The following is a 20,947-nucleotide window of genomic DNA, read 5'->3' on the forward strand; positions in this document are numbered from 1 at the left end:
AGGAGGAACGACAGTTATGTTTAGAATTTTCAAACGATCAAGTACCGGAGAAAGACTCCTTTTTGTACTTAGCATCATTTTTATCCTAGTACAAGTGAATCTAGAACTTAAAATTCCCTCGTACATGGCTGAAATCACCACTCTTTTACAAACACCAGGAACCGTTACAGCGGATATCTTAAAACCTGGATTTACAATGATTGGGCTTTCGTTATTAAGTTTTGCTTCTGCGATTTTAGTCGGTTTCTTCGCCGCTCGCATTGCAGCCGGATTAATCACTCGTTTACGCCGAGAGTTATTTAACCGGGTTACCAATTATTCTACGAACGAAATTCAGCATTTTTCAGTGCCGAGCCTGGTTACAAGAACAACAAATGATTTGACCCAAATTCAAATGTTAATCGCAATGGGACTTCAAGTCATTATTAAAGGACCCATTACAGCCATTTGGGCGATTACTAAAATTTCGAATAAAAGTTGGGAATGGACTGCTACGACAGCAGTTGCGGTCATTTTCTTACTATTTACTATTAGTATTTTAATGATTTTTGTTCGTCCGAAGTTTGCGATGATTCAAAAACTGACCGATAATTTAAATAGCGTGACACGCGAAAGTCTGACCGGACTACGTGTCATCCGAGCATATAATGCAAAAGGCTATCAAGAAGAAAAATTCGAAAAAGCCAATGAAGAACTGACAGCAGTTAACTTATTTACAGGACGCATGATGTCCATCTTAAATCCAGTGATGACGCTCGTTTCTTCCGGGTTGACTTTAGCTGTCTATGTGATTGGTGCGTTTTTAATTCAAAATGCACTGGGTGCCGACAAAATTAGCTTGTTTTCTGATATGGTCGTTTTCACCGCTTATGCGATGCAAGTCGTAATGGGCTTCATGATGATGACAATGATTTTCTTCATCTTACCGCGAGCAATCGTTTCGTCCAATCGGATTAATGAAGTCTTAGACCTCTTTTCTTCTGTGACCTTTACGAAAGAAAAAATGACAGAATTACCGAAAAAAGGAACCGTGGAGTTTAAAAATGTGACGTTTGCTTATCCAAATGCAGCCGAATCTGTGTTAAATGATATTACGTTCACGGCTAATACCGGTGAAACGGTTGCCTTTATCGGTTCAACTGGTAGTGGAAAAAGTACGATTTTAAAACTGATTCCGCGCCTATTTGACACCACTAAAGGTGAAATTGTGATTAACGGTCAAAATGTCAAAAACTTTGACCACGAAACGTTAAACAATATTATTGGGTATATTCCTCAAAAACCAGTCCTTTTTGCAGGCGATATCCGTTCAAACATGGAATTAGGAACGAGTGCCGCTACACCACTTGATGACACTGCGATCTTTGAGGCATTAGAAATTGCTCAAGCCAAAGACTTCGTCGAAAATGAAGAAGGTCAACTTGCAGCCCCTGTTGCCCAAGCCGGCAGCAACTTTTCTGGTGGCCAAAAACAACGTCTGGCGATTTCCAGAGTCATTGCCCGTCAGCCTGAAATTTTACTCTTTGATGATTCGTTTTCTGCGCTTGATTATCAAACCGATAAGAAATTACGAGGCATTTTAAAAGAACGGTTACCACAAACGACTAAATTAATCGTTGCACAACGCATTAGCACGATTATGGACGCGAACTTGATTATTGTTTTAGATGAAGGACGCATTGTCGGTAAAGGAACCCACCAAGAATTACTAAAAGACAACGAAGTCTATCAAGAAATTGCCTATTCACAATTATCGAAGGAGGAATTAGTTAATGAGTAAGAAAAAAGAAACCCAAAGCCATTTAACTTGGGCCAACATCCAAAAATATGCTGGTTCATATACTCTTCCTTTTGTGTTGGCGGTTATTTTTGCAACCATTGGAAGTATTACAACGATTTTAGGTCCTGACCGTTTAAGCGAAATTACTGACACAATTGCCACTGGATTAAGCGGCACAATCGATACAGATAAAATCAAAAGCATTGCGACGTTCTTAGTGATTATTTATCTCATTGGGGCAATCATGACGTACTTACAAGGTTATATTATTACGACGATTACCCAAAATTTCTCTAAAAAATTACGACGTCACGTATCCGAGAAAATTGATCGATTGCCACTACGTTATTTTGATTCACACAAACAAGGGGATACGCTTAGTCGTGTCACAAATGACCTAGATACTGTTGGTCAATCCCTTAGTCAAAGTCTTGCGACGCTTGCACCGTCCGTTACGTTACTAGTCGGTTCAATTATCATGATGTTCAATAGTGAATGGCGTCTTAGTCTAACCGTTATTATCTCTTCTCTCGCAGGTTTTGCGGTCGTAGCGTTGATTTTGGCTACTTCACAAAAACATTTCATCGCGCAACAAGTCAAGCTTGGAGCGATTTCGAGTTATGCAGAAGAAATCTATTCTGGTCATAGCGTGATTACAACTTACAATGCCGAAAAACAAGTGCAAGACAACTTTGAAGAACTAAACATGGATTTATATGGCAGTGTTTGGCGGGCACAGTTCCTTTCTGGAATCATGATGCCGATGATGGGCTTCATTGGGAACTTTGGTTACGTCATGGTCTGTGTGGTCGGCTCGATTTTAGCGCTTAATGGCACGATTACCTTTGGTGTCATTGTTGCGTTTATGATTTATGTTCGTATTTTTACGAATCCATTATCTCAATTGGCTCAAGCTTTTGGGAATTTACAATCGGCTAGTGCTGCATTAAACCGTGTCTTTGAATTCTTAGGTGAAGAAGAAATGACTAATGAAGCGACTAAGACGCGTCAATTAACGCAAACAGATGGACATGTTGTCTTTGAAAATGTTAGCTTTAGTTATAACCCCGATCAAATGATTATCAATGACTTTTCTGTTGAGGCGACACCTGGTAGCAAGATTGCCATTGTCGGACCAACCGGCGCTGGGAAAACAACCATCGTCAACTTATTAATGAAGTTTTACGAAATTAATCAAGGTGACATTCGCATTGATGGCAAATCGATTCACGAGATGAGCCGCGAAGAAGTGCATGATCAATTTTGTATGGTCTTACAAGACACATGGTTATTTGAAGGAACAATCAAAGAAAATTTAATTTTCAACCAAAAAGACGTTTCGGATGAAGCTGTTGTCGATGCTTGTAAAGCGGTTGGCTTGCACCACTTCATTACGACCTTACAAAAGGGCTATGATACGATTTTAGATGATAGTGTGGAACTGTCTGTTGGACAAAAACAATTAATGACGATTGCGCGTGCCTTAATTAAACAAGCACCAATGTTAATTTTAGATGAAGCAACAAGCTCCGTTGATACAAGAACGGAAGAGTTAATTCAAAAAGCGATGGACAAATTAATGGAAGGCAAAACTTCTTTCGTTATCGCTCACCGCTTGTCAACCATTCGCAATGCCGATAATATTTTAGTCATGAACCACGGCGATATTATCGAACAAGGCAATCACGAAGCCTTGATGCGTCAAAACGGCTTTTACGCCGACCTCTATAACAGCCAGTTTTCTAAAGGCTAACAAAAAAAGCAGGAGAATTTATCTCCTGCTTTTTTTCGTGTGCTATCAAAGAACTTAGAACCAATAGGAAAGAACGGTCCCCAAAAAGTAAAGTGTTGGATAGCCAATCATCACGACCGACATCGTTTTTAAGACAATTGGGAACGTCTTTTGTTTATCTTGCAGCGCCATATAAGGAGTCAATCCTCGCATGAGCTTTGGTAAACTCAATCCTAAAAGGAGAACAGTCCATGGCGCAAGCCCTAGAAAAACAACCAGAGGTAAACACAAAAAGCTGATAAGAAGGTTGGCTTTAAGGAACACGGTCGCACGCTTTTTGCCAAGATAATAAACGAGTGTCCGGCGCCCGTTTACAATATCTTCTTCCAAATCACATGTATTATTCGCAATTAAATTGTTGAACATCATGAAAACGAGCGGCAAACAGACAAGTAAAAAACGCAACGCTACTGCCAACGTGAACGGCTCTTGTGTCGAAGCCAGCAAAACATACAGTGCTACTAGCGGGACAAGATAACCACTAGCTAGTGAAGTAATGGTTTCGGCAATCGGTAAACTGTTTAATGGTCTGGGGCCTGTCGAATAGAATAAACCAATATAAAAGCCGATAATCCCTGGAATCACGACCCAGATACTCGTCAGCGTGACTAACCACAAGCCAAACAGCGTCGAAAGTGTCATGAAAAAGTAAAAGTAGTTGCGGACGGTTTTCAACGATAAGCCTTCTCGACCAATAATATTCGTCTTTACCTTATACGAATGGTCATCCGAAGCATTCTGGTAATCCATGTAGTTGTTAAAAATATTAACAGCCACATGAAAAAGTAAAATAATGAAAAGATAAATAACAAATGGACCATTTAAGTTAGTGTCAAACTGAAACTGCGCATACGACGCTCCCAGTAAGATTAAAAATAAATTTAAGGGCGCAGTATACACTTCTGCTAATTCCCAAAATTGTTTAAAACGCATGACTCATTCCTCCAAGTTCTCTCAATAGTGCTAGCGTATTATAACATAATCTCCTTGATTTCCCATATTTTAGGCTCAAGGTGACGTCACGCTGAGAATGGACACAAACAACTTTTACATTTCCAAATGTTGTTGGTATTCTACTTCCTACACTTCAAAATCATGAAAAAACTCAGGAGCATTTTCACTCCTGAGTTTGATTTATTTTACCGTGATTGATTGTCCATTTGTTTCAATGACTTCTTTATACCAATAGTAGCTATCCTTTTTATAACGATTCAAGCTTCCACCCACTTCATCGCGATCGACATAGACAAATCCGTACCGTTTTTGATACCCATTTAACCAACTTAATAAGTCAGTGAACGACCATGTACAATACGCCCAAATTTCACAGCCTTCTTCTGAAGCTTTCATTAATTCTTCAATGTGTTTTGATAAGTACTCAATCCGGTAAGCATCGTGGATCTCTTGAGTATCAGTCAACGTATCAAACGCTCCAAGTCCATTCTCTGAAATCACAATCGGTAAATCATAACGACTGGTGATTTCTTTACATGCATAACGCAACCCGGACGGATCGATTACCCAGTCCCAATCGGTTGTTTTCAAGTGCGTATTCGTTGGATTTTTGTATAAACCTGGAATACCCGTTACTTGTCCGGTTCCTTTTTTACCTGTCGTATTCATCTCGCCATATGGACCGACGCCATCGATTGGATTATATTCAGCTACACTTGTTTGATAATAGTTGACACCCATAAAATCAATCAAAGCTGCTGCTTGTTTCAAGATTGTTTGATCGGCTTCTGTCACGATTGGTGCCACACCTTTTTGTTCTAAATAGTGATAGGCATTTTTTGGATAGCGACCGTAGGCATAGACATCCATCCACCAAAAATTCTTTAAATTATCAAAATCCATTTTTGCCATTGCATGAATCGGATCACTATTCAAGGCGTAACTTGGACTATATGCAAAGCTCGCTCCTATTTTTCCTTCAGGCATGATTTCCTTAAACGCAAGGACTGATTTTGCATGTGCTAGAAAAACATGATGATTCACTTGATAATACATTTTTTCATCGTCAAATTTTCCTGGTGGGTGCATCGCTGTCAGCCAGCCAAAGGTCGTAAAGATGTTCTGTTCATTTATCGTAATCCAATACTTTACTTTACCTTTAAATTGATTAAATAGGAATGTCGCGTAATGGACAAAATCTTCCACGACTTTTGGACTTTCCCAGCCGCCATATTCTTCCACTAAAGCTTGAGGAATATCCCAGTGATATAACGTCACCATCGGTTCAATCCCATATTTCAAACATTCATCAATCAACTCTGTATAAAATTGGACACCCTCTAGGTTCACCTCACCATGACCTTTTGGAAAAATACGGGCCCAAGCAATCGAAAAGCGATACGTTTGCAAACCCATTTCGGCCATTAATGCGACGTCTTCTTTGTAACGATGATAATGATCGACTGCGACTTCGCCCGTCGATTCTTTAAAGGTCTTCCCTGGGATTTTTACAAATTCATCCCAGTTTGAGATTCCTTTCCCAGCTTCTTGAGCAGCCCCTTCGATTTGGTAAGCGGCAGAAGCACTTCCCCATAAAAAAGTATCAGGCATTTGTAATGGTTTCAATTTTGAATCCTCCTTATATAATCGTTAAAATTTCTTCTAGTGCTTCGACATTTCCTTGACGCGCAACCGTAATTTCTAGATAATCATGCGAGTTGGTGATCACAATCGGTGTCGTAATATCATATCCAGCTGCCACAATAGCTTCTAATTCGAAAGTGAGGATGCGATCACCTTTTTTAACTTTTTCTCCTACTTTAACTGCAGGCGTAAAGTATTGACCATTCAAGTTCACTGTCTCTAAACCAACATGAATCAAAATCTCGGCACCATTATCAGTTTTTAAGCCTATTGCATGTCCCGTTTCAAAAAATACATCAATCGTTCCATCACAAGGTGCGACAACTTCGCCTTTTGTCGGCACAATCGCCAACCCTTTTCCTAATAGTTCTCCAGCAAAGGTTTTATCATTGACTTCACTTAGTGGGATCACTTTTCCGGCCATTGGACTTTCTAACTTGTTGATTTTTGTTAAAGTGGAAATTGTCCCATTTTCGATTTCTTCTTCATAATGATCATCGACGATATCTTCAAATCCAATTAAATAAGTTGCAATAAATGACACGACAATCGTGACCGCAGCCGTAATTAAAATATAGAGTAACGAAATGGGACGATCTTTTTCTAAGTATTGTGGGATCGTAATCAAGGCTGGTGTTGCAACACCAAAAGCTTTTAATTCAAAGAATCCACCAACTAAACCACCACTAATCGCACCAATTGCTGCACCGAGCATTGGTTTTTTCAAGCGTAAGGTTACGCCATATAAGGCGGGTTCTGTAATACCCGCTAAAAGGGCAGAAAAAGCAGAAGAGCCAGCAACTTGTTTTAAATCTTTATTTTTCGATTTAATCGAAACGGCTAACGAAGCAGCACCTTGCGCCATGTTCGAACAAAATTCCGCAATGCAGATAAAAGCCTCATAACCTGTCGTCGCAATAATGCTTAATTTGATTGGCGTAAAGGCATGATGCATACCAGCCATTACGATAAACGGATAGACCCCTGCAATCAAGCCAACTGCCACTAACCCTAGCGCATCATGAATCCCATAAATGAAGGAAGACAAGGCATTTCCTAAAATCGAGCCAATTGGTCCGACAACCGTCATCACAATTGGGGCGGTAATTAACATAACTAACATTGGTTTTAAGAAGTTTTTAGTGACGTTCGGTGTGATACGATCGACAAATGGTTCAATATAAGAAAGAAGCCACACTGATAAAATAATCGGAATCACGGAATACGCGTAAAAAGCATATGTCACAGGAATCAATCCAAAGAACGCTAATGTCTCGCCAGCGTCTTTTGCATTCGTTGTTAACGAAACAAAATTGGGATGTAAAATAATAAGTGCTAAACTCGCCGCGTAGTAGGCGTTCGTTTTAAATTTTTCAGCTGCTGACATGGCAATCAAGACAGGCATAAAGTAAAAGGCGCCATCACCAATAACTGACAACAATTGATAGGTTTGACTCGACTCTGTTAACCAACCAATCATTGGTAACACTGTCAATAATACTTTAATCATCGCCGCACCAATTAAGGCTGGAATCACTGGTGCCATACAACTAGAAATCACATCTAGAATGGTGGAAAAAGGATTCATTTTGCTTTTATTTGGTTGTGGTGTGTTTGCGGTCTCACCTCCAAAATGACCGAGCTTGATGACTTCTTTATAGACGGCATTGACCTCATTTCCGATGATGATTTGGTATTGGCCACTTTTTTTCATGACGCCTAAGACACCACGAATTTGTTCAACTGCTTGATCATCCACTATTGTTTCATCTTTTAAGACAAAACGCAGACGTGTCATACAATGAACCACGCTGACGATATTTTCTTGACCGCCTAATTTAACTAAGATTTGTTCTGCTACTTTTGAAGCATCCATTGTAACCATCCTTTTCTATGACTGAATTTGCGAATTCTTCGTAATTTTTTCAATATGAAGAATTAAGTAAAGTTGTTCATCTGTATTTAACGAATAATGATAATGTTTTTGTAAGTAGTGATCAATTTTGACGACACATTCATAACTCGCCGTGTATTTATTTCGAAAAACTTCAAAAATATCATCACTCTCACTGACATAAACTTGGCCATCAATGATTCGTTGGGCAAAGAATTTTAAATGCGTGACGAAACGATGATAATAAATCGAATCTTCATTAAACTCCATCCGAAACGTATATTTAATCATATTAATAATTTCTTGCATGAGCTTCGACATGTCGTTAATATCCACTAACTGATCCAATTGGCCATTAACCAAATGTTGTGCAATATACGCGGCTTCGTCTTCAATAAAGGTTAGACCAAACACCGCTTCAATCTCTTTTAACGCCATCAAACCGGTTTCATATTCATCTTTAAATAATCGACGAATATCCATCAGTAAAGGATTCTTGACTTCAATTCCCTTTTTTAGCCGTTCAATTGCACCATGAATGTGCTCCGTTAAAGAGACATACACAATATCATCGATTTTTTTATCGTATTCTTTTTCAAGAATAAAAATAATGCGTTCCGTAATTTCTAAATACTCTTCGGAAATATCTGAAAAAACCGCTTTAAATCGTTCGTTTATTTTTGAATCTGACGTTGAAAATATTTTATAACGTCCTTTTAAATCAGCCATTTGGCCATTCTTCTTACCAAAGGCTACCCCAATTCCCATCACAATCACTTCTTGTCCTTGTTCATCGTAAGACAAAAAAGCATTGTTGTTTAACACTTTCACAATTTTCATTTCTCCACCTCCTTCAACTCGCGATTTTAACCGCTTACTTGATTTCCGTATTATTTTTTAAAATAAAGTTTGCTCTGATACCTAAAAAAGCAACGCATATACGACGTTAAGGGTTTCATTTCTCTTTTTAGACAACAAAAAAACAGGCACCACAGAATAAGCCGTCTTCCTTTCTTAAAAAGGAAACGTCTTTTTCTGAGGTTTTGCCTGCTTTACCAGTTACAATCCTTATTTTCTAGACCTATGTTAGCATAGTTGATTTCACGATGCAAGAGGTGAAAATGAGAAATACCGCAAAATGGTTTTCGTTTTTCTATTGCTCTAAGAGAAGTGACGACTGTAAAACCTACTCGTCATCAAAACAAATGAGGTCCATTGGCATCGGTCCTGCGACACCGACAAAAACAAAATCTTCATCGCCGGTATTTTTCATCCCATGTTGTTCTCCTGGGTATGAGATGACCATATCGCCTTTCGTAATGGTCACTTCTTTACCTGGCTCTGGGAAGAAAGTACCCGTACCTTTTAAAACAATCCACAAATCATCTGACGTTGTATGTGCATGCGTAAAGACACTTTGTCCAGGTTTTAAACACCAAACGGCACCCGCTGTTTTAGGCGTTTCATAAAAAATGGTTTTCTTTCCTTCTTGTTCACAAAATTGACTAACTTCTTCTATTCTAAATAAACGGCGATTTAACATCGTCTCCATTCAAATCATCCTCTCATTTTTATTGAAATAATTGTGCAAAACGGAATAATTGTTCTGCTGTCGCTTCAATTGCAGCGAGTGTCGTTTCTTTACTTAAAATCTCACGTTCGCTCGCAATCCGTTGAATCGTAGGGAAATAGGCTTGAATTCCCTGGTTGTTACTTTGCCTTGCCTCTTTTGAAACCCCACCGGCTAGAGCAATGACTGGCTTATTGTATTTGTCAGCTAATCGAGCAACAGATACCGGGACTTTCCCCATCAATGACTGCGCATCAAGTAAGCCTTCACCCGTCACAACGAGGTCGCTCGTTTGAATCTCCTCTTCCAAATGAAGATGGCGTGCAATTTCATCAAATCCTGGGACAATCGTCGCCTGTAAGTAACTAAGAAAAGCAAAACCAACGCCGCCAGCCGCTCCAGCTCCGGACTCTTCTTTCATCGTTGTTTCCGTTGCTTCTTCGGTTAGCCGAGCAAAACGTTGGAGTAACGCATCGATCGTCACTTGGTCTGAAACTTTCACTCCTTTTTGAGGACCGAAAATAGCGGTAGCTCCTTGCTCCCCACAAAGCGGATTGGTCACATCGCTAGCGATGACAAACTTACAATCGCTTAGTTCCGGGAGGATTTGGCTTGCATCAATGCTAGCTAATCCGTCTAAATCCTTTAAACGATAACCCAGTTCACGACCAGATTGATCCAAAAAGCGTACGCCTAACGCATGTAACATCCCAATACCGGCATCATTTGTGGCACTCCCCCCAAGTCCAATGACAAAATGACGGGCTCCTTCTTGAATGCACTGCTTGATCTTTTCTCCTAAGCCATAAGTCGTCGCCTCCCAAGGACTTAGTTTCTCTTTTTCCACGAGGGTAATCCCGGAAGTCTCGGCAATCTCAAGTACGACTTTTTTCGCGATTTGCCCGTGTTTCGCCAAGACTGTTTGACCAAGCATGGGCCCCTGAACAGTACTTGTTTGAATCTGTTCGGAAAAGCGATGGAAAATCGCATCAATGGTTCCTTCACCGCCATCGGCAATCGGTAAGACGCTAATTTCAGGTTGGGACTGCTCGCGATAGGCCGCCTCAATCCCTTTTTTGGCGGCTTCCCCTTAGCTTTGCGAGAATCACTCATTTGTATTCAAGAGAAACTTGAACACTTTATTAACATAAAAAGCGCGTTAGGCGTGGGTGAGCCGGTCAATCAGTTTTCTTTATGTCACTTTTCCTATAAAGAAGCACTCAGCGTATTGGAAAATCATGTCGTTAGTCCCGGAATTCGCTTTTACGATAAACAAAAAAGCATTCATCGGATTGCCGAGAATGTCTCAAAAGAAGAAATGGCTTATTTTTGTGAATCGATTTTAAAAGAATTGGCTTATCCAACCAATCCAACAGATCTCGAATTACGGCGAACGTTAGCCGCTTATTTAGATAGTCAATGTAAGATTGTTGAAACGGCCGAAAAAATGTTTTTACATCGCAATACGGTTCATTATCGCATTAAGAAATGCCAAAACCTATTTGATGCACCAATTGATTCTCCTGAACTGTCGTTGCAATTACGCGTCGCTCTTTATTTGTCTCAGCCAAATGATTAACGTCGAACGTTTTGATATCAAGAAATCCCAAAAAAGCCTAGAAAATGGAAGAGACAACCATTTTCTAGGCTTTTTAGCATCCAACGAAACAGACAACGATGTAAAAATTAATTCGCTTTGTTGATGGCGATTACTCGTTTTTGTGCACGTTTTAATTGAATATAAGTCAGATTAAGTCCGACACCAATCAAGGCCACCGCGATTGCCACGTAAAAGGCTTTTGTAAAATCACCATTATTGGCTGTCGCAATTCCTGCGGCTACTTTTGGCGCGAAAAAGGCAGCTGCGGAGTACCCACAGAAAATAATCCCATAGTTAACACCTTGATTCACCGGACCGTAGTTTTCTAGAACCATTGGCGGGAAGACACCCATAACCCCACCAAAACATAATCCTAAAATCATAATCCCAATCGCAAATCCTACTTGCGAAGAGAAAGAAGTCAAAATAATAAACGCGAGAATGACCATTCCAAGAATAATCGACAAGGTATGATTACGACCTAATCGATCAGAGACGGTTCCCCAAACGATACGTCCGGCACAATTACTAAGAGAATATAAGCTGACGTACATCGCCGCGGTAGTCGCAGATAATTGGAACATTTGTTGACCAATGACCGACGCATTAGCTGCAATCATCAGACCAGAAAACGCACCGGTAAAGAGCATTAAAAAGATCAGATAGAAAAAGGGAGTTCGGAGCATCATTTTCCAATCTTTGTTGATCAGTCCTTGATTAGTTTGATGTTGTGGCGGCACCCATCCTTCCACTTGATAACCTGCAGGTGCTTGTTTAATAAAAATAACCGCAATCGCAATGATAATCATATAAGAAAATCCTAATGATTTAAAGGCTGTGAGTACATCAAAGCGTTCGATTAACGCATTACCGATTGGTGCAGCAATAATCGCTGCACCGCCCATACCTGCCGTAATGATTCCAGAGGCTAACCCTCTTTTATCAGGGAATAATTTAATCGTATTACTCAAGCAAGCAGAGTAGGCCAACCCTTGACCTAAACCACCAATCAAACCATAAGTGAGATAGAGCATCGTTGGGCTCGTAGCAAAACCAGTTAATAAAAAGCCCAGTCCAAACATCATTCCCCCAATGGCGATGGACCATTTTGCGAATCCTTTATCCGTTAAAAATCCGCCCAAAATCATTGGGACTGGCGCGATTGCCGAATTAATCGTGAAAGCTAGCATAATTTCCGTCATCGTCCAACCTTGTGAGGCACTTAAGGGACCTGCGAAGACACTAAAAGCATAAATCGCTCCCGTACAAAGCAATACTGCCGTTGAGGCAATTAAGACTTGCCAACGGTTAATGTTCTTGTTCATATTTTTCCTCCATTGCTTTTTTAGTTGACTGTGTCGATCTTATTTTGTTAATTCTTGGACCGCTGTTTGACCGGCAATCCGTCCAAATGTAAAGATATCAGTCAGTGAGTTACCTCCCAAACGATTCCCTGCGTGAATACCACCAGCGACTTCTCCCGCTGCGTATAATCCTTCAATGATTTGACCTTCAGTATTTAAAACGTGGGTCTGTGTATCAATTTTTAAGCCACCCATTGTATGATGAATCGCTGGTTTTCTTGGCGTCGCATAAAATGGTGCAACAGCTACTTTTAAATCAAAGACATCTTTACCAAATTCTGGATCAAAGCCATTATCCACACAAGCATTATAAGACGCAATCGTTGCCTCAAACACATCCGGATCAACACCAATTTGACGCGCTAGATCTGCCAAATTCTCAGCTCTAAATAATGTTCCCGCAGCAACTTGCTTATCAATTTTTTCTTGCGAAGTATTGTAAGCAGTCTTCTTAATTTCGTCATCGGCAATTAAATAGAACAAGCCGCCGTTATCAATCGCTGCTTGGGTTAACGCATCGCGACTGCCGTATTCATTGACAAACCGTTTCCCTTTTTGATTGACCATAATAAAGTTTTGTGGTGGTACTTGTAAGCCGCTAAATAAAGCGCCTGTTTCTGGATCTGAAACGGGCATCATTTGTGAGAAGCCCATACCGACTAAATCGGCGCCAACACTTTGGCCTAAAATAATTCCATCGCCGGTAATCGCAGGCGAGTTCGACGTTTTAATATCATCACTGATTTCAGTCCAGTACGTATTGTATTCTTTTAACATTTGCGTATTTGCGCCAAAACCACCGGAAGCTAAGACAACTGCATCGCTGTGAACGGTGATTTTTTGACCATTCATTCCTGTCCCGATCACGCCGACAATTCGACCATTCTCACAAATTAATTCTTTGACCGCCGTATCGGTAATAATCACACCACCGTGACGTTCAACAAATTGTTGCAAGGCAGAGACATAGGCATACCCTTCGCTTTTTAGCGGTTTGTGCCCTCGACGCCATAAAGCACCTACCGGCATCGTGACATCCGATTTATCAAATTCAACCCCGATTTCTTCGAGCCATTCAAGCGATTCGAGTCCTTTATCTGTCAAGATTTTCACTAAATCATATTGACCATAAATCGTATTACCAAATTTATCTTTACGTTTCCCACCGAGATACGTTTGCATCCGGTAGAACAGTTCGGAATCAAATAAATATTCCTCCTCGTTTTTCGTTGCTTCAAAGTATGCTGTTACTTGGGCTTTTAATAGACGGAAATCCTCCAAATACTCTGCATCAATCGTTGCTTCATCCGTCGCAATCATCTCTTTTAGAGCATGACGTTCGCCTGGAATTGCCGCAAAGGTATTTTGCCAATTCGGATTCGCCGCATTCATCGGGCCACCCGTGCGAACGGTATTACCACCAACTGCTGGGAATTTTTCCACGACAATGACGCTTTTGCCTTCTTGCAAGACTTTTGCGGCAGCAGTTAAACCAGCCCCACCGGCACCAACCACAACCACATCCGTATGGTATTCCATGTCTTGCGTGTTTAAGGCACTTGCTGCTTTCGGACGTTTACGTAAAATATCCGGATTTGAGCCCGCCATTTTAATGACTTTCGCCACGCCATCAATCACGCCGTTACTCGTCACCGAAGCTCCCGAGATAATATCGACGTTTAAGGTTTGTCCTTCAATGATTTGTTTAGGAATTCGTGTAAATACCACATCCGCAATCCCTTGTGATTCTCCTGATGTATCAATGTCAATCGCTTCAATGCGATTATTATCGATTCGAACGACCATTGGGATTTCTCCATTATGCCCAGGTGTTGTGACCGTAAACTCACCAGAAGTTAAAGCAACTTCTTCAGGTTCCGCTAAGACATTTACGACTTGAGTAAAACGTAAAAAGCGCCAGAAACAACTCTCTAGAAAATCAATCGTCCGTTCTTCTTTCAAATCACCCTCTGGTGTAAAAGCATGATGCGCATTGCCTAGTAAAAATTCGTAGCCAGGCATCACTGTTGCGTTCACACCCGGTGCATCAAGTACTTGACGTAAATGAAGTTGTGCACGCGAAGATCCTTGAACATCATATGACGCACCTACAATCATGACAGGTTTGCCATCGAGCGGGTGTAAATTAAACGATAACCACTCTAGAATACTTTTTAAAGCGGAAGGAATCGAATGATTATGTTCTGGTGTGGCAATAATCACGCCGTCTGCTTCGGTAATTTTGGTGTTAAACAGTTGGATAATCTCACTGTTCGACTGGTCATTGGATTCATCAAACAATGGTACATCCGTTAATTCTAAAATTTCAATTTCAGCTTGATGACTGAAATGTTTTTGCATAAAGGTTAGTAACATTCGGTTATATGATTTGTTAGCATTCGTTCCGACAATTCCAATAAATTTCATGCGATATCCCCTCCATCTGCGCGTTGTTCCCAAGTGAATTGTTGTTTTTTATCCGCTTTAAAGCGATGATCTTTGGTTAATTGATTCGTGATTTCAACGAATAACTGGAATTCTTCAAAACATTCTTCTAATTCTTGAACCTTAGCTGGGTCAATTAAGTTTCCTTCTTCGTCAAAAGCACTTAGCGAACGTCCCAATAAAAACTCTGAACTCGGCATAATTCGTGCTTTTAATTCTGGTGAATCTAAAATTTGACGCAAATGGGCTTGTGCACGGGAAGATCCAAGCGCTCCATGAGATGCACCGACAATCATCACCGGTTTGTCAATTAACGGACGAGTCGTATACGATAGCCATTCCAACGCGCTTTTTAAGGCCGCGGTAATCGCATGATCATATTCAGGTGTGCTAATAATGACCCCGTCAGCTGCCACGATTTTATCCGATAATGCTTTCACTGCCTGAGGAGGCGTCCGATCTTCGGGTTCGTTAAAGGCAGGTAAATCTTTAATCTCACATACCTCAATCGTTACCCCTTCGGTAAAATGTTTTTGGATGAATTGCAATAATTTTCGATTCGTCGATTCATAAGATGAATTCGTTCCGACAATACTTATAAATTTCATATTCATACTCCTTTTCAATTGTGATTTATCGATCAATATTTCCTAAAAAAAACATTTTTAGCGCCGTTTACTTTTTTTAAAAAATTAAACTAAAAGAAAAAAAGGCGAAAATCATTTATTAAAAGCATTTATTGCTCGCTCATCTCTTTGATTAGTAGATTACCTTAGAATTTTTATATTGTGAAATATTTATTTAATTATCAAGTCATAACAAATTTGTTATAATGAAAACAAAAAAAGAAATGAGGACTACCGATGGCCTTTGATTCCGCCAATATGTTGTATTACCTCGATATATTACTGAAGCATGGTAATTTTACGAAAGCCGCAAAAGACTTATATATTTCACAACCTTATCTAACACAATTGATTAAGCGAACTGAAAAAGAACTCGACATCACCATTATTAATCGTCAAACTTCACCCTTACAATTAACTGAAGCAGGACGCTTGTATTATCAGTACTTGTATACACTTGAAGCCGAACAAGATAAATTCCGCAAAAAAATTTCGCAGTATTCATCGAACGAACAGCAGGTTCTTCGTTTAGGCGTCTTATCCAGTTTAGGCACTTTTTTAATTCCGTTATTTTTACCAGACTTTATTCAGCAGTACCCCAATATCAAAGTTGAATTACATGAAGATACACCCGCTAAGAACGAAGAAAAATTATTGAACGGAGAGATTGATTTTTTTATTGGCCAAAATCCAGAAACCATCTCACCGAATTTAACCATTCACCAATATGGGAAACATCGCTATTATGCGGTTATTCCAAAATCATCGCCTTTTTATCAAGCGAAAACTTTTCTGTTAGAAGAAAATAGTCTCTCCATCAAACAATTACTAAAAGAAAAATTAGTCTTAACCACGCGCGGTTCGGCGATTCGAAAACAAATCGATTATTTACTACAACAACACAAGATCGAACCCACAATTGTCTTAGAGAGTAATAATATTTTTACCGTCGTTGAATTGGCAATTAATAACGCCGGGATTACCTTCATCCCAGAAAGTATTAAAGTGAATCCGCAGCCAGATAAATTTAATCTCTATCCGATTCCGTTAAAATTGCTGTCGTTAGATTATTTCATTGCACATCAAGCTACTCGAACACTGATAGCCGAAGAAAATGCCTTTATCCAACTCTTTTTAACGAATTTAGCAAAGGATATTGTCGTCCAAAAAAAATAGGAAAAGAATGCCAAGTGCATTCTTTTCCTATTTTTTGTTATATTATGTACGAAATCTTAATCCTTGCGTGTTTGCCGTGCGTCCGTCGGTTGTAATCACGATTCCTTCAAGACCTGGTGTCGCTTCGACTTCTCGAATGATTGTTGTCGCTTCGGTTCCAAATAAACGAGTCGTCCAAATTTCTCCTACGAGTGATTCTTGTGAGACAATCGTAAGACTTGCTAGTTCCGACTGTACCGGAAAACCTGTTTGACTATCAAAAATATGATGATACGTTTTTCCTTGCCATTCAAAAGTTCGTTCATAGATACCAGAAGTCACGACTGACTGATTTTTGATAAGCAGCGTCGCCACATAGTTGCCTCGCGGTAAAAAAGGATTTTGAATACCAATTCGCCAGTAGCCATCTGCGTGATGCGGCGCCTCACCGAATGTCAAAATATTCCCACCTAAATTAATAAACCCTGCACTTGCACCCTTTTTCTTGAACAAAGCAACGATTTTATCGGCAAAATATCCTTTGGCAAGCGCCCCCAAATCAATCGACATCCCGGCTTTTGCTAAATACACTTCTTTTGTTTCACTGTTTAAATGGATATCATTTGGATCAATCAGTGCCAAGCACGACGCTATTTTCTCTTTCGACGGATACTGTGCATCCGCAAAACCAATTCGCCAAGCATGGACTAAAGGACCAATCGCAATGTTTAAATAACCATTCGGAATCAGACTTTGTTCTTTCCCAATTTGAATTAATTCAAATAAATCATCCTGTACCTTCACCGCTGCAACGCCTGCTTGTTGCGTTATTTTCATTAACTCAGACGTTTTATCATTGGCGCTAAAGCGTTGCTCATAATCGATTAATGTTTGTTCCGCTTGCCCCAAGATATCTTCCTTTTGATCATGTTCAACCCACAGTTGAATTTGTGTCCCCATTAAATAAAGTGTTTTTTTCTCAATCGCCATCTGCATTCAGTCCTTTATCCATCGATTCCTTTGTTTCTCATTCCTTGATTATAAGCGAAAAAAAGAAGATACGCGAATGATTATCGGTAGAGGTGATTTCCGTTACATCAAATAACAACAAGATGAAATCAAAACACTGAGTTTTCATCAAGCGAAAAAGAATCAAATCCCTGTTGATTTCGGAGTTTGATTCTCGACTTTTGATGAACATCCCATTCAGAAAAAACACATCTATTTGGAAGATGTGTACTCTTTTTCTGAATAGCGACTCTCGCAATCCATGTATCGTATAACTAAGCTACATGATACCCATTCTGTTTTAAGATGTCAGCCGCTGCATCAAAGTCATGACGCTTCACTAAAATATAATCAGTGTTATACGTCGAAATAGCGAATATGCTAATAGTAGCTGCCGCTAAGAGAGAGGCTATTTTAGCTAAAATTCCAACTAAGCTAAAATCTAAAACTCCTTCAATCTTAAATCCTTGCCAATCATCTTCGCGCGATACCGTTATTGACGGAACATTTCTTGTAGGTAATACGACAGACAATTCATCTTCTGTTTTCCCTAAAAATAATGGTGTCACCGATAAATCAATATCAGATAGATTTTCTACTTGTATAACCGATAACGGCATATCTAATTTTTTTAATTCCATCTATTTTCACCTCTCTTTTATCATCCTATCACGTTAAATTCATTTTTTATGAGACTATTTTTTACGAACGCCATCCTTAACTAACCGTTCAGGGTAAAACGGCTTATTTCGAATCCATTAATGCTAAACTGAATAAAGGGTTTCGTTCGTTACTACCCGATACAACATCAAATGATTCATTAAAGAAAGAGTAATCGTCTTGTATAAAAAGTGGCAGAAGTATACCGAATCTCATCCTTACGCTAGTATCTTTATGGTTGCGATAGTAGCTAGTCTAATTGGCATTACCGCGGAATATTTACTAAATAACGCGTTTTTCTTTGGAGGATTTTGGACCACGTTAATCCTTGTGATTGGTCAATTACTCATCATAAAAAAAAGAAATAAAAAGAAATAGAATCTCTTTTTTACAATTTAATTCTATTTCATATTTTACTGGAGGTGTTCCAAAATGAGCAAAGAAATAAGGAAAGTATATGTTATAACAGCCACTCAGTACGCTATTTATCTGATTTCATTACTACTCGCTTACTTTAATAGAGAGATTTCTTCAAACTGGGCTTTCTATCTATTATTAATCGGAATCTTGTTAAGTAATTTTATTCCAAGCAAGTATCGATCAAATTTCTTTTCTACCGACCCTGGTTTGTTCTTAAAAAATCATACAAGACGTTTCGAAACTATCATAGAAATGCCCATTACAGCTATCATCATTTTCACAGTCATATTTTTAATGATAACATAATAGTATGAATAAGAATAAATCATTTACATAAATCGATGCTATTAGAATGTTTTTGATTATTTTGGTTAATCTAAGAATCATTATGCGAGATAAAAGAATCTCTTCATTCTTTTAGTTTCATATTTTGAATGAAATAAAAAGCGAGAACCTAACTGTCATATCAGTCTATCACGCTATTATAGTTAAAAGAGGAGCTCTGACAACCGTCACAGCTCCTCTCGTTTTTTATGACTAAACACTTTTTAAAGCCTATTGTTTTTGATTAAATATGTTCGCCATTATTTGCGATGACTTCTTTATACCAATCAAATGATTTCTTCTTATAGCGCGCCATATCGCCGTTCCCTTCATCATCTAAATCAACATAGATAAAACCATAACGTTTCGACATTTCGCCCGTTGAGGCACTCACAAGGTCAATACAGCCCCATGGGGTATACGCCATCAAATCAACACCATCGAGGACAACCGCTTTTTTCATTTCTGCAATGTGTTTTGCTAAATAATCGATGCGATAATCGTCATTTATGACAAACTGCTCATCTGGCGTATCAATGGCACCTAATCCGTTCTCTGAGACATAAAGCGGCACGCCATAACGACCGTATAAATCACATAGCGCAATTCGCAAACCAACAGGATCAATTTCCCAACCCCAATCACTTGCTTCTAAGAATGGATTTTTCACGCCATCAAAAAAATTCCCTTGAATTTTATCATCCGTATGCTGAGGATCAGTGGAAACGGTAGTCGACATATAGTAACTAAATGATAAATAATCAACCGGATAAGCTTTAATCACAGCGAGTTCTTCTTCCGTCCGCTCTAACTCAATTCCCTTTTGCTCAAAATAAGCCAACGCGTAACTTGGGTATTCCCCACGCACTTGTATATCATTACAGAAGTAGTTAAACATCCGATTTTTTTCTTCCTTCGCCATGACTGTTGCTGGATTCGAATCATACGCATACATTGTTGCATAAATGCTCATACAGCCCATTTTAATGGCAGGATTAATTTCTTTCGCGATTTTTGTTGCAAGTGAACTCGCCACGAATTGATTGTGTAGCGCTTAGAAGTTTTCAGCTTCTGTCGCATTACGCATCGCAGTCGTGAAAAATGAACCCATAATGCCCGTATTAATTTCATTGAAAGTCATCCAATAAGTAACTTTTTTACCGAAACGTTCTAAAATCGTACGCGCATATTTTTCAAAGAAGCCAATTAATTTTTTGTTTTTCCAACCACCGTATTCTTTCACTAAGTTTAGTGGTGTTTCGTAATGTGAAATCGTAATGGTTGGTTCAATTTTGTGTTTTAATAATTCATCAATCACCGAATCATAAAAAGCTAGTCCCGCTTCATTTGGTTCTTGATCATCACCATTAGGAAAAATTCGTGCCCAAGAAATCGACATCCGGAAGGTTTTAAAGCCCATTTCTGCAAACAAGGCGATATCTTCTTTGTAACGGTGGTAATAATCAATGCCTTGGTGGTTTGGATAGATATATTGTTCGTGATCAATTTCTAATGGAAAATCGCCAGAAAACAATAGTGGCATTCTTAATTTGCCGCCTGGAGAGATGTCGGCAATCGTCAATCCTTTGCCATCTTCATTATAAGCCCCTTCTAATTGGTTAGCAGCGGTTGCGCCACCCCATAAAAAATCGTGACGAAATCCTTTGTTTGTCATCAATAAAACGCCCCTTCTTCTTTTCAATATTTTCAT

Annotated in this window: 16 protein-coding genes and 2 pseudogenes; 6 read left to right on the forward strand and 12 right to left on the reverse strand. The window is 39.3% G+C overall.

Annotated elements, in window-relative coordinates; all coding sequences use genetic code 11:
* Positions 1–16: 16 nt before the first annotated feature.
* The gene (locus IGI68_RS01455; protein ID WP_071875084.1) at positions 17–1,780 is read left to right on the forward strand and encodes an ABC transporter ATP-binding protein; all 1,764 of its coding nucleotides are present in this window, start codon (positions 17–19) and stop codon (positions 1,778–1,780) included.
* A complete protein-coding gene (locus tag IGI68_RS01460; protein ID WP_438729787.1) occupies positions 1,773–3,533 on the forward strand; it encodes an ABC transporter ATP-binding protein in 1,761 nt (586 codons plus the stop codon). The genes IGI68_RS01455 and IGI68_RS01460 overlap by 8 nt, the downstream gene beginning before the upstream one ends.
* Before the next feature lie 54 nt (positions 3,534–3,587).
* On the opposite strand, the gene IGI68_RS01465 is transcribed toward IGI68_RS01460, so the two are convergent.
* The 6 genes and pseudogenes from IGI68_RS01465 to IGI68_RS01490 form a co-directional block, all read right to left on the reverse strand.
* Positions 3,588–4,505, reverse strand: a complete 918-nt coding sequence (locus IGI68_RS01465; protein ID WP_071875082.1) for a prenyltransferase — start codon at positions 4,503–4,505, stop codon at positions 3,588–3,590.
* Positions 4,506–4,706: 201 nt separating this feature from the next.
* Positions 4,707–6,137, reverse strand: a complete 1,431-nt coding sequence (locus IGI68_RS01470) for a glycoside hydrolase family 1 protein (RefSeq protein ID WP_071875114.1) — start codon at positions 6,135–6,137, stop codon at positions 4,707–4,709.
* 28 nt (positions 6,138–6,165) lie between these two features.
* Complete coding sequence (locus IGI68_RS01475; protein ID WP_071875081.1) at positions 6,166–8,046, reverse strand: beta-glucoside-specific PTS transporter subunit IIABC; 1,881 nt, start codon at positions 8,044–8,046, stop codon at positions 6,166–6,168.
* 15 nt (positions 8,047–8,061) lie between these two features.
* Positions 8,062–8,904 carry a BglG family transcription antiterminator LicT gene (licT, locus tag IGI68_RS01480; RefSeq protein ID WP_071875080.1) on the reverse strand — a complete coding sequence of 281 codons (843 nt, stop codon included), beginning with the start codon at positions 8,902–8,904 and terminating at the stop codon, positions 8,062–8,064.
* A gap of 346 nt (positions 8,905–9,250) precedes the next feature.
* Positions 9,251–9,616 carry a cupin domain-containing protein gene (locus tag IGI68_RS01485; protein ID WP_071875079.1) on the reverse strand — a complete coding sequence of 122 codons (366 nt, stop codon included), beginning with the start codon at positions 9,614–9,616 and terminating at the stop codon, positions 9,251–9,253.
* A gap of 19 nt (positions 9,617–9,635) precedes the next feature.
* Positions 9,636–10,709, reverse strand: a pseudogene (locus IGI68_RS01490) (glycerate kinase family protein); the annotation flags it as partial.
* Between the two features lie 153 nt (positions 10,710–10,862).
* On the opposite strand from IGI68_RS01490, the gene IGI68_RS01495 reads away from it, so the two are divergent.
* A complete protein-coding gene (locus IGI68_RS01495; protein WP_438729793.1) occupies positions 10,863–11,213 on the forward strand; it encodes a helix-turn-helix domain-containing protein in 351 nt (116 codons plus the stop codon).
* Positions 11,214–11,320: 107 nt separating this feature from the next.
* Here the strand turns inward: IGI68_RS01495 and IGI68_RS01500 are convergent, their stop codons facing one another.
* Genes IGI68_RS01500 through IGI68_RS01510 form a run of 3 tightly spaced genes read right to left on the reverse strand, consistent with a single transcriptional unit; the run spans position 11,321 to position 15,651 of the window.
* A complete protein-coding gene (locus tag IGI68_RS01500) occupies positions 11,321–12,559 on the reverse strand; it encodes an L-lactate MFS transporter (protein WP_273231639.1) in 1,239 nt (412 codons plus the stop codon).
* 39 nt (positions 12,560–12,598) lie between these two features.
* Positions 12,599–15,025, reverse strand: coding sequence for an FAD-dependent oxidoreductase (locus tag IGI68_RS01505; protein ID WP_438729797.1), 2,427 nt, complete (start codon positions 15,023–15,025; stop codon positions 12,599–12,601).
* Entirely contained in the window at positions 15,022–15,651 is a 630-nt protein-coding gene (locus tag IGI68_RS01510) for an NAD(P)H-dependent oxidoreductase (protein ID WP_273231642.1), read from the reverse strand. Before IGI68_RS01510 ends, IGI68_RS01505 begins: the two co-directional genes overlap by 4 nt.
* A 255-nt stretch (positions 15,652–15,906) precedes the next feature.
* Between IGI68_RS01510 and IGI68_RS01515 the strand changes: the two genes are divergently transcribed.
* Positions 15,907–16,845, forward strand: coding sequence for a LysR family transcriptional regulator (locus tag IGI68_RS01515; protein ID WP_438729802.1), 939 nt, complete (start codon positions 15,907–15,909; stop codon positions 16,843–16,845).
* A gap of 42 nt (positions 16,846–16,887) precedes the next feature.
* Here IGI68_RS01515 and IGI68_RS01520 read toward each other — a convergent pair whose 3' ends face one another.
* Positions 16,888–17,814, reverse strand: coding sequence for an FAD:protein FMN transferase (locus IGI68_RS01520; RefSeq protein ID WP_071875068.1), 927 nt, complete (start codon positions 17,812–17,814; stop codon positions 16,888–16,890).
* Between the two features lie 293 nt (positions 17,815–18,107).
* A complete protein-coding gene (locus IGI68_RS01525; RefSeq protein ID WP_071875067.1) occupies positions 18,108–18,473 on the reverse strand; it encodes an ACT domain-containing protein in 366 nt (121 codons plus the stop codon).
* A 199-nt stretch (positions 18,474–18,672) separates the two neighbouring features.
* Between IGI68_RS01525 and IGI68_RS01530 the strand changes: the two genes are divergently transcribed.
* On the forward strand, positions 18,673–18,870 hold the full coding sequence (locus IGI68_RS01530) for a hypothetical protein (RefSeq protein WP_438729806.1): 198 nt from the start codon (positions 18,673–18,675) through the stop codon (positions 18,868–18,870).
* Positions 18,871–18,924: 54 nt separating this feature from the next.
* Complete coding sequence (locus tag IGI68_RS01535) at positions 18,925–19,218, forward strand: hypothetical protein (RefSeq protein ID WP_438729809.1); 294 nt, start codon at positions 18,925–18,927, stop codon at positions 19,216–19,218.
* Between the two features lie 262 nt (positions 19,219–19,480).
* Here IGI68_RS01535 and IGI68_RS01540 read toward each other — a convergent pair.
* A pseudogene (locus IGI68_RS01540) lies at positions 19,481–20,911 on the reverse strand (glycoside hydrolase family 1 protein).
* Positions 20,912–20,947 lie beyond the last annotated feature (36 nt).

Origin of the sequence: Enterococcus sp. DIV1314a, assembly GCF_051713805.1 — a bacterium.
GTDB classification, from domain to species: Bacteria; Bacillota; Bacilli; order Lactobacillales; family Enterococcaceae; genus Enterococcus_I; species Enterococcus_I aquimarinus.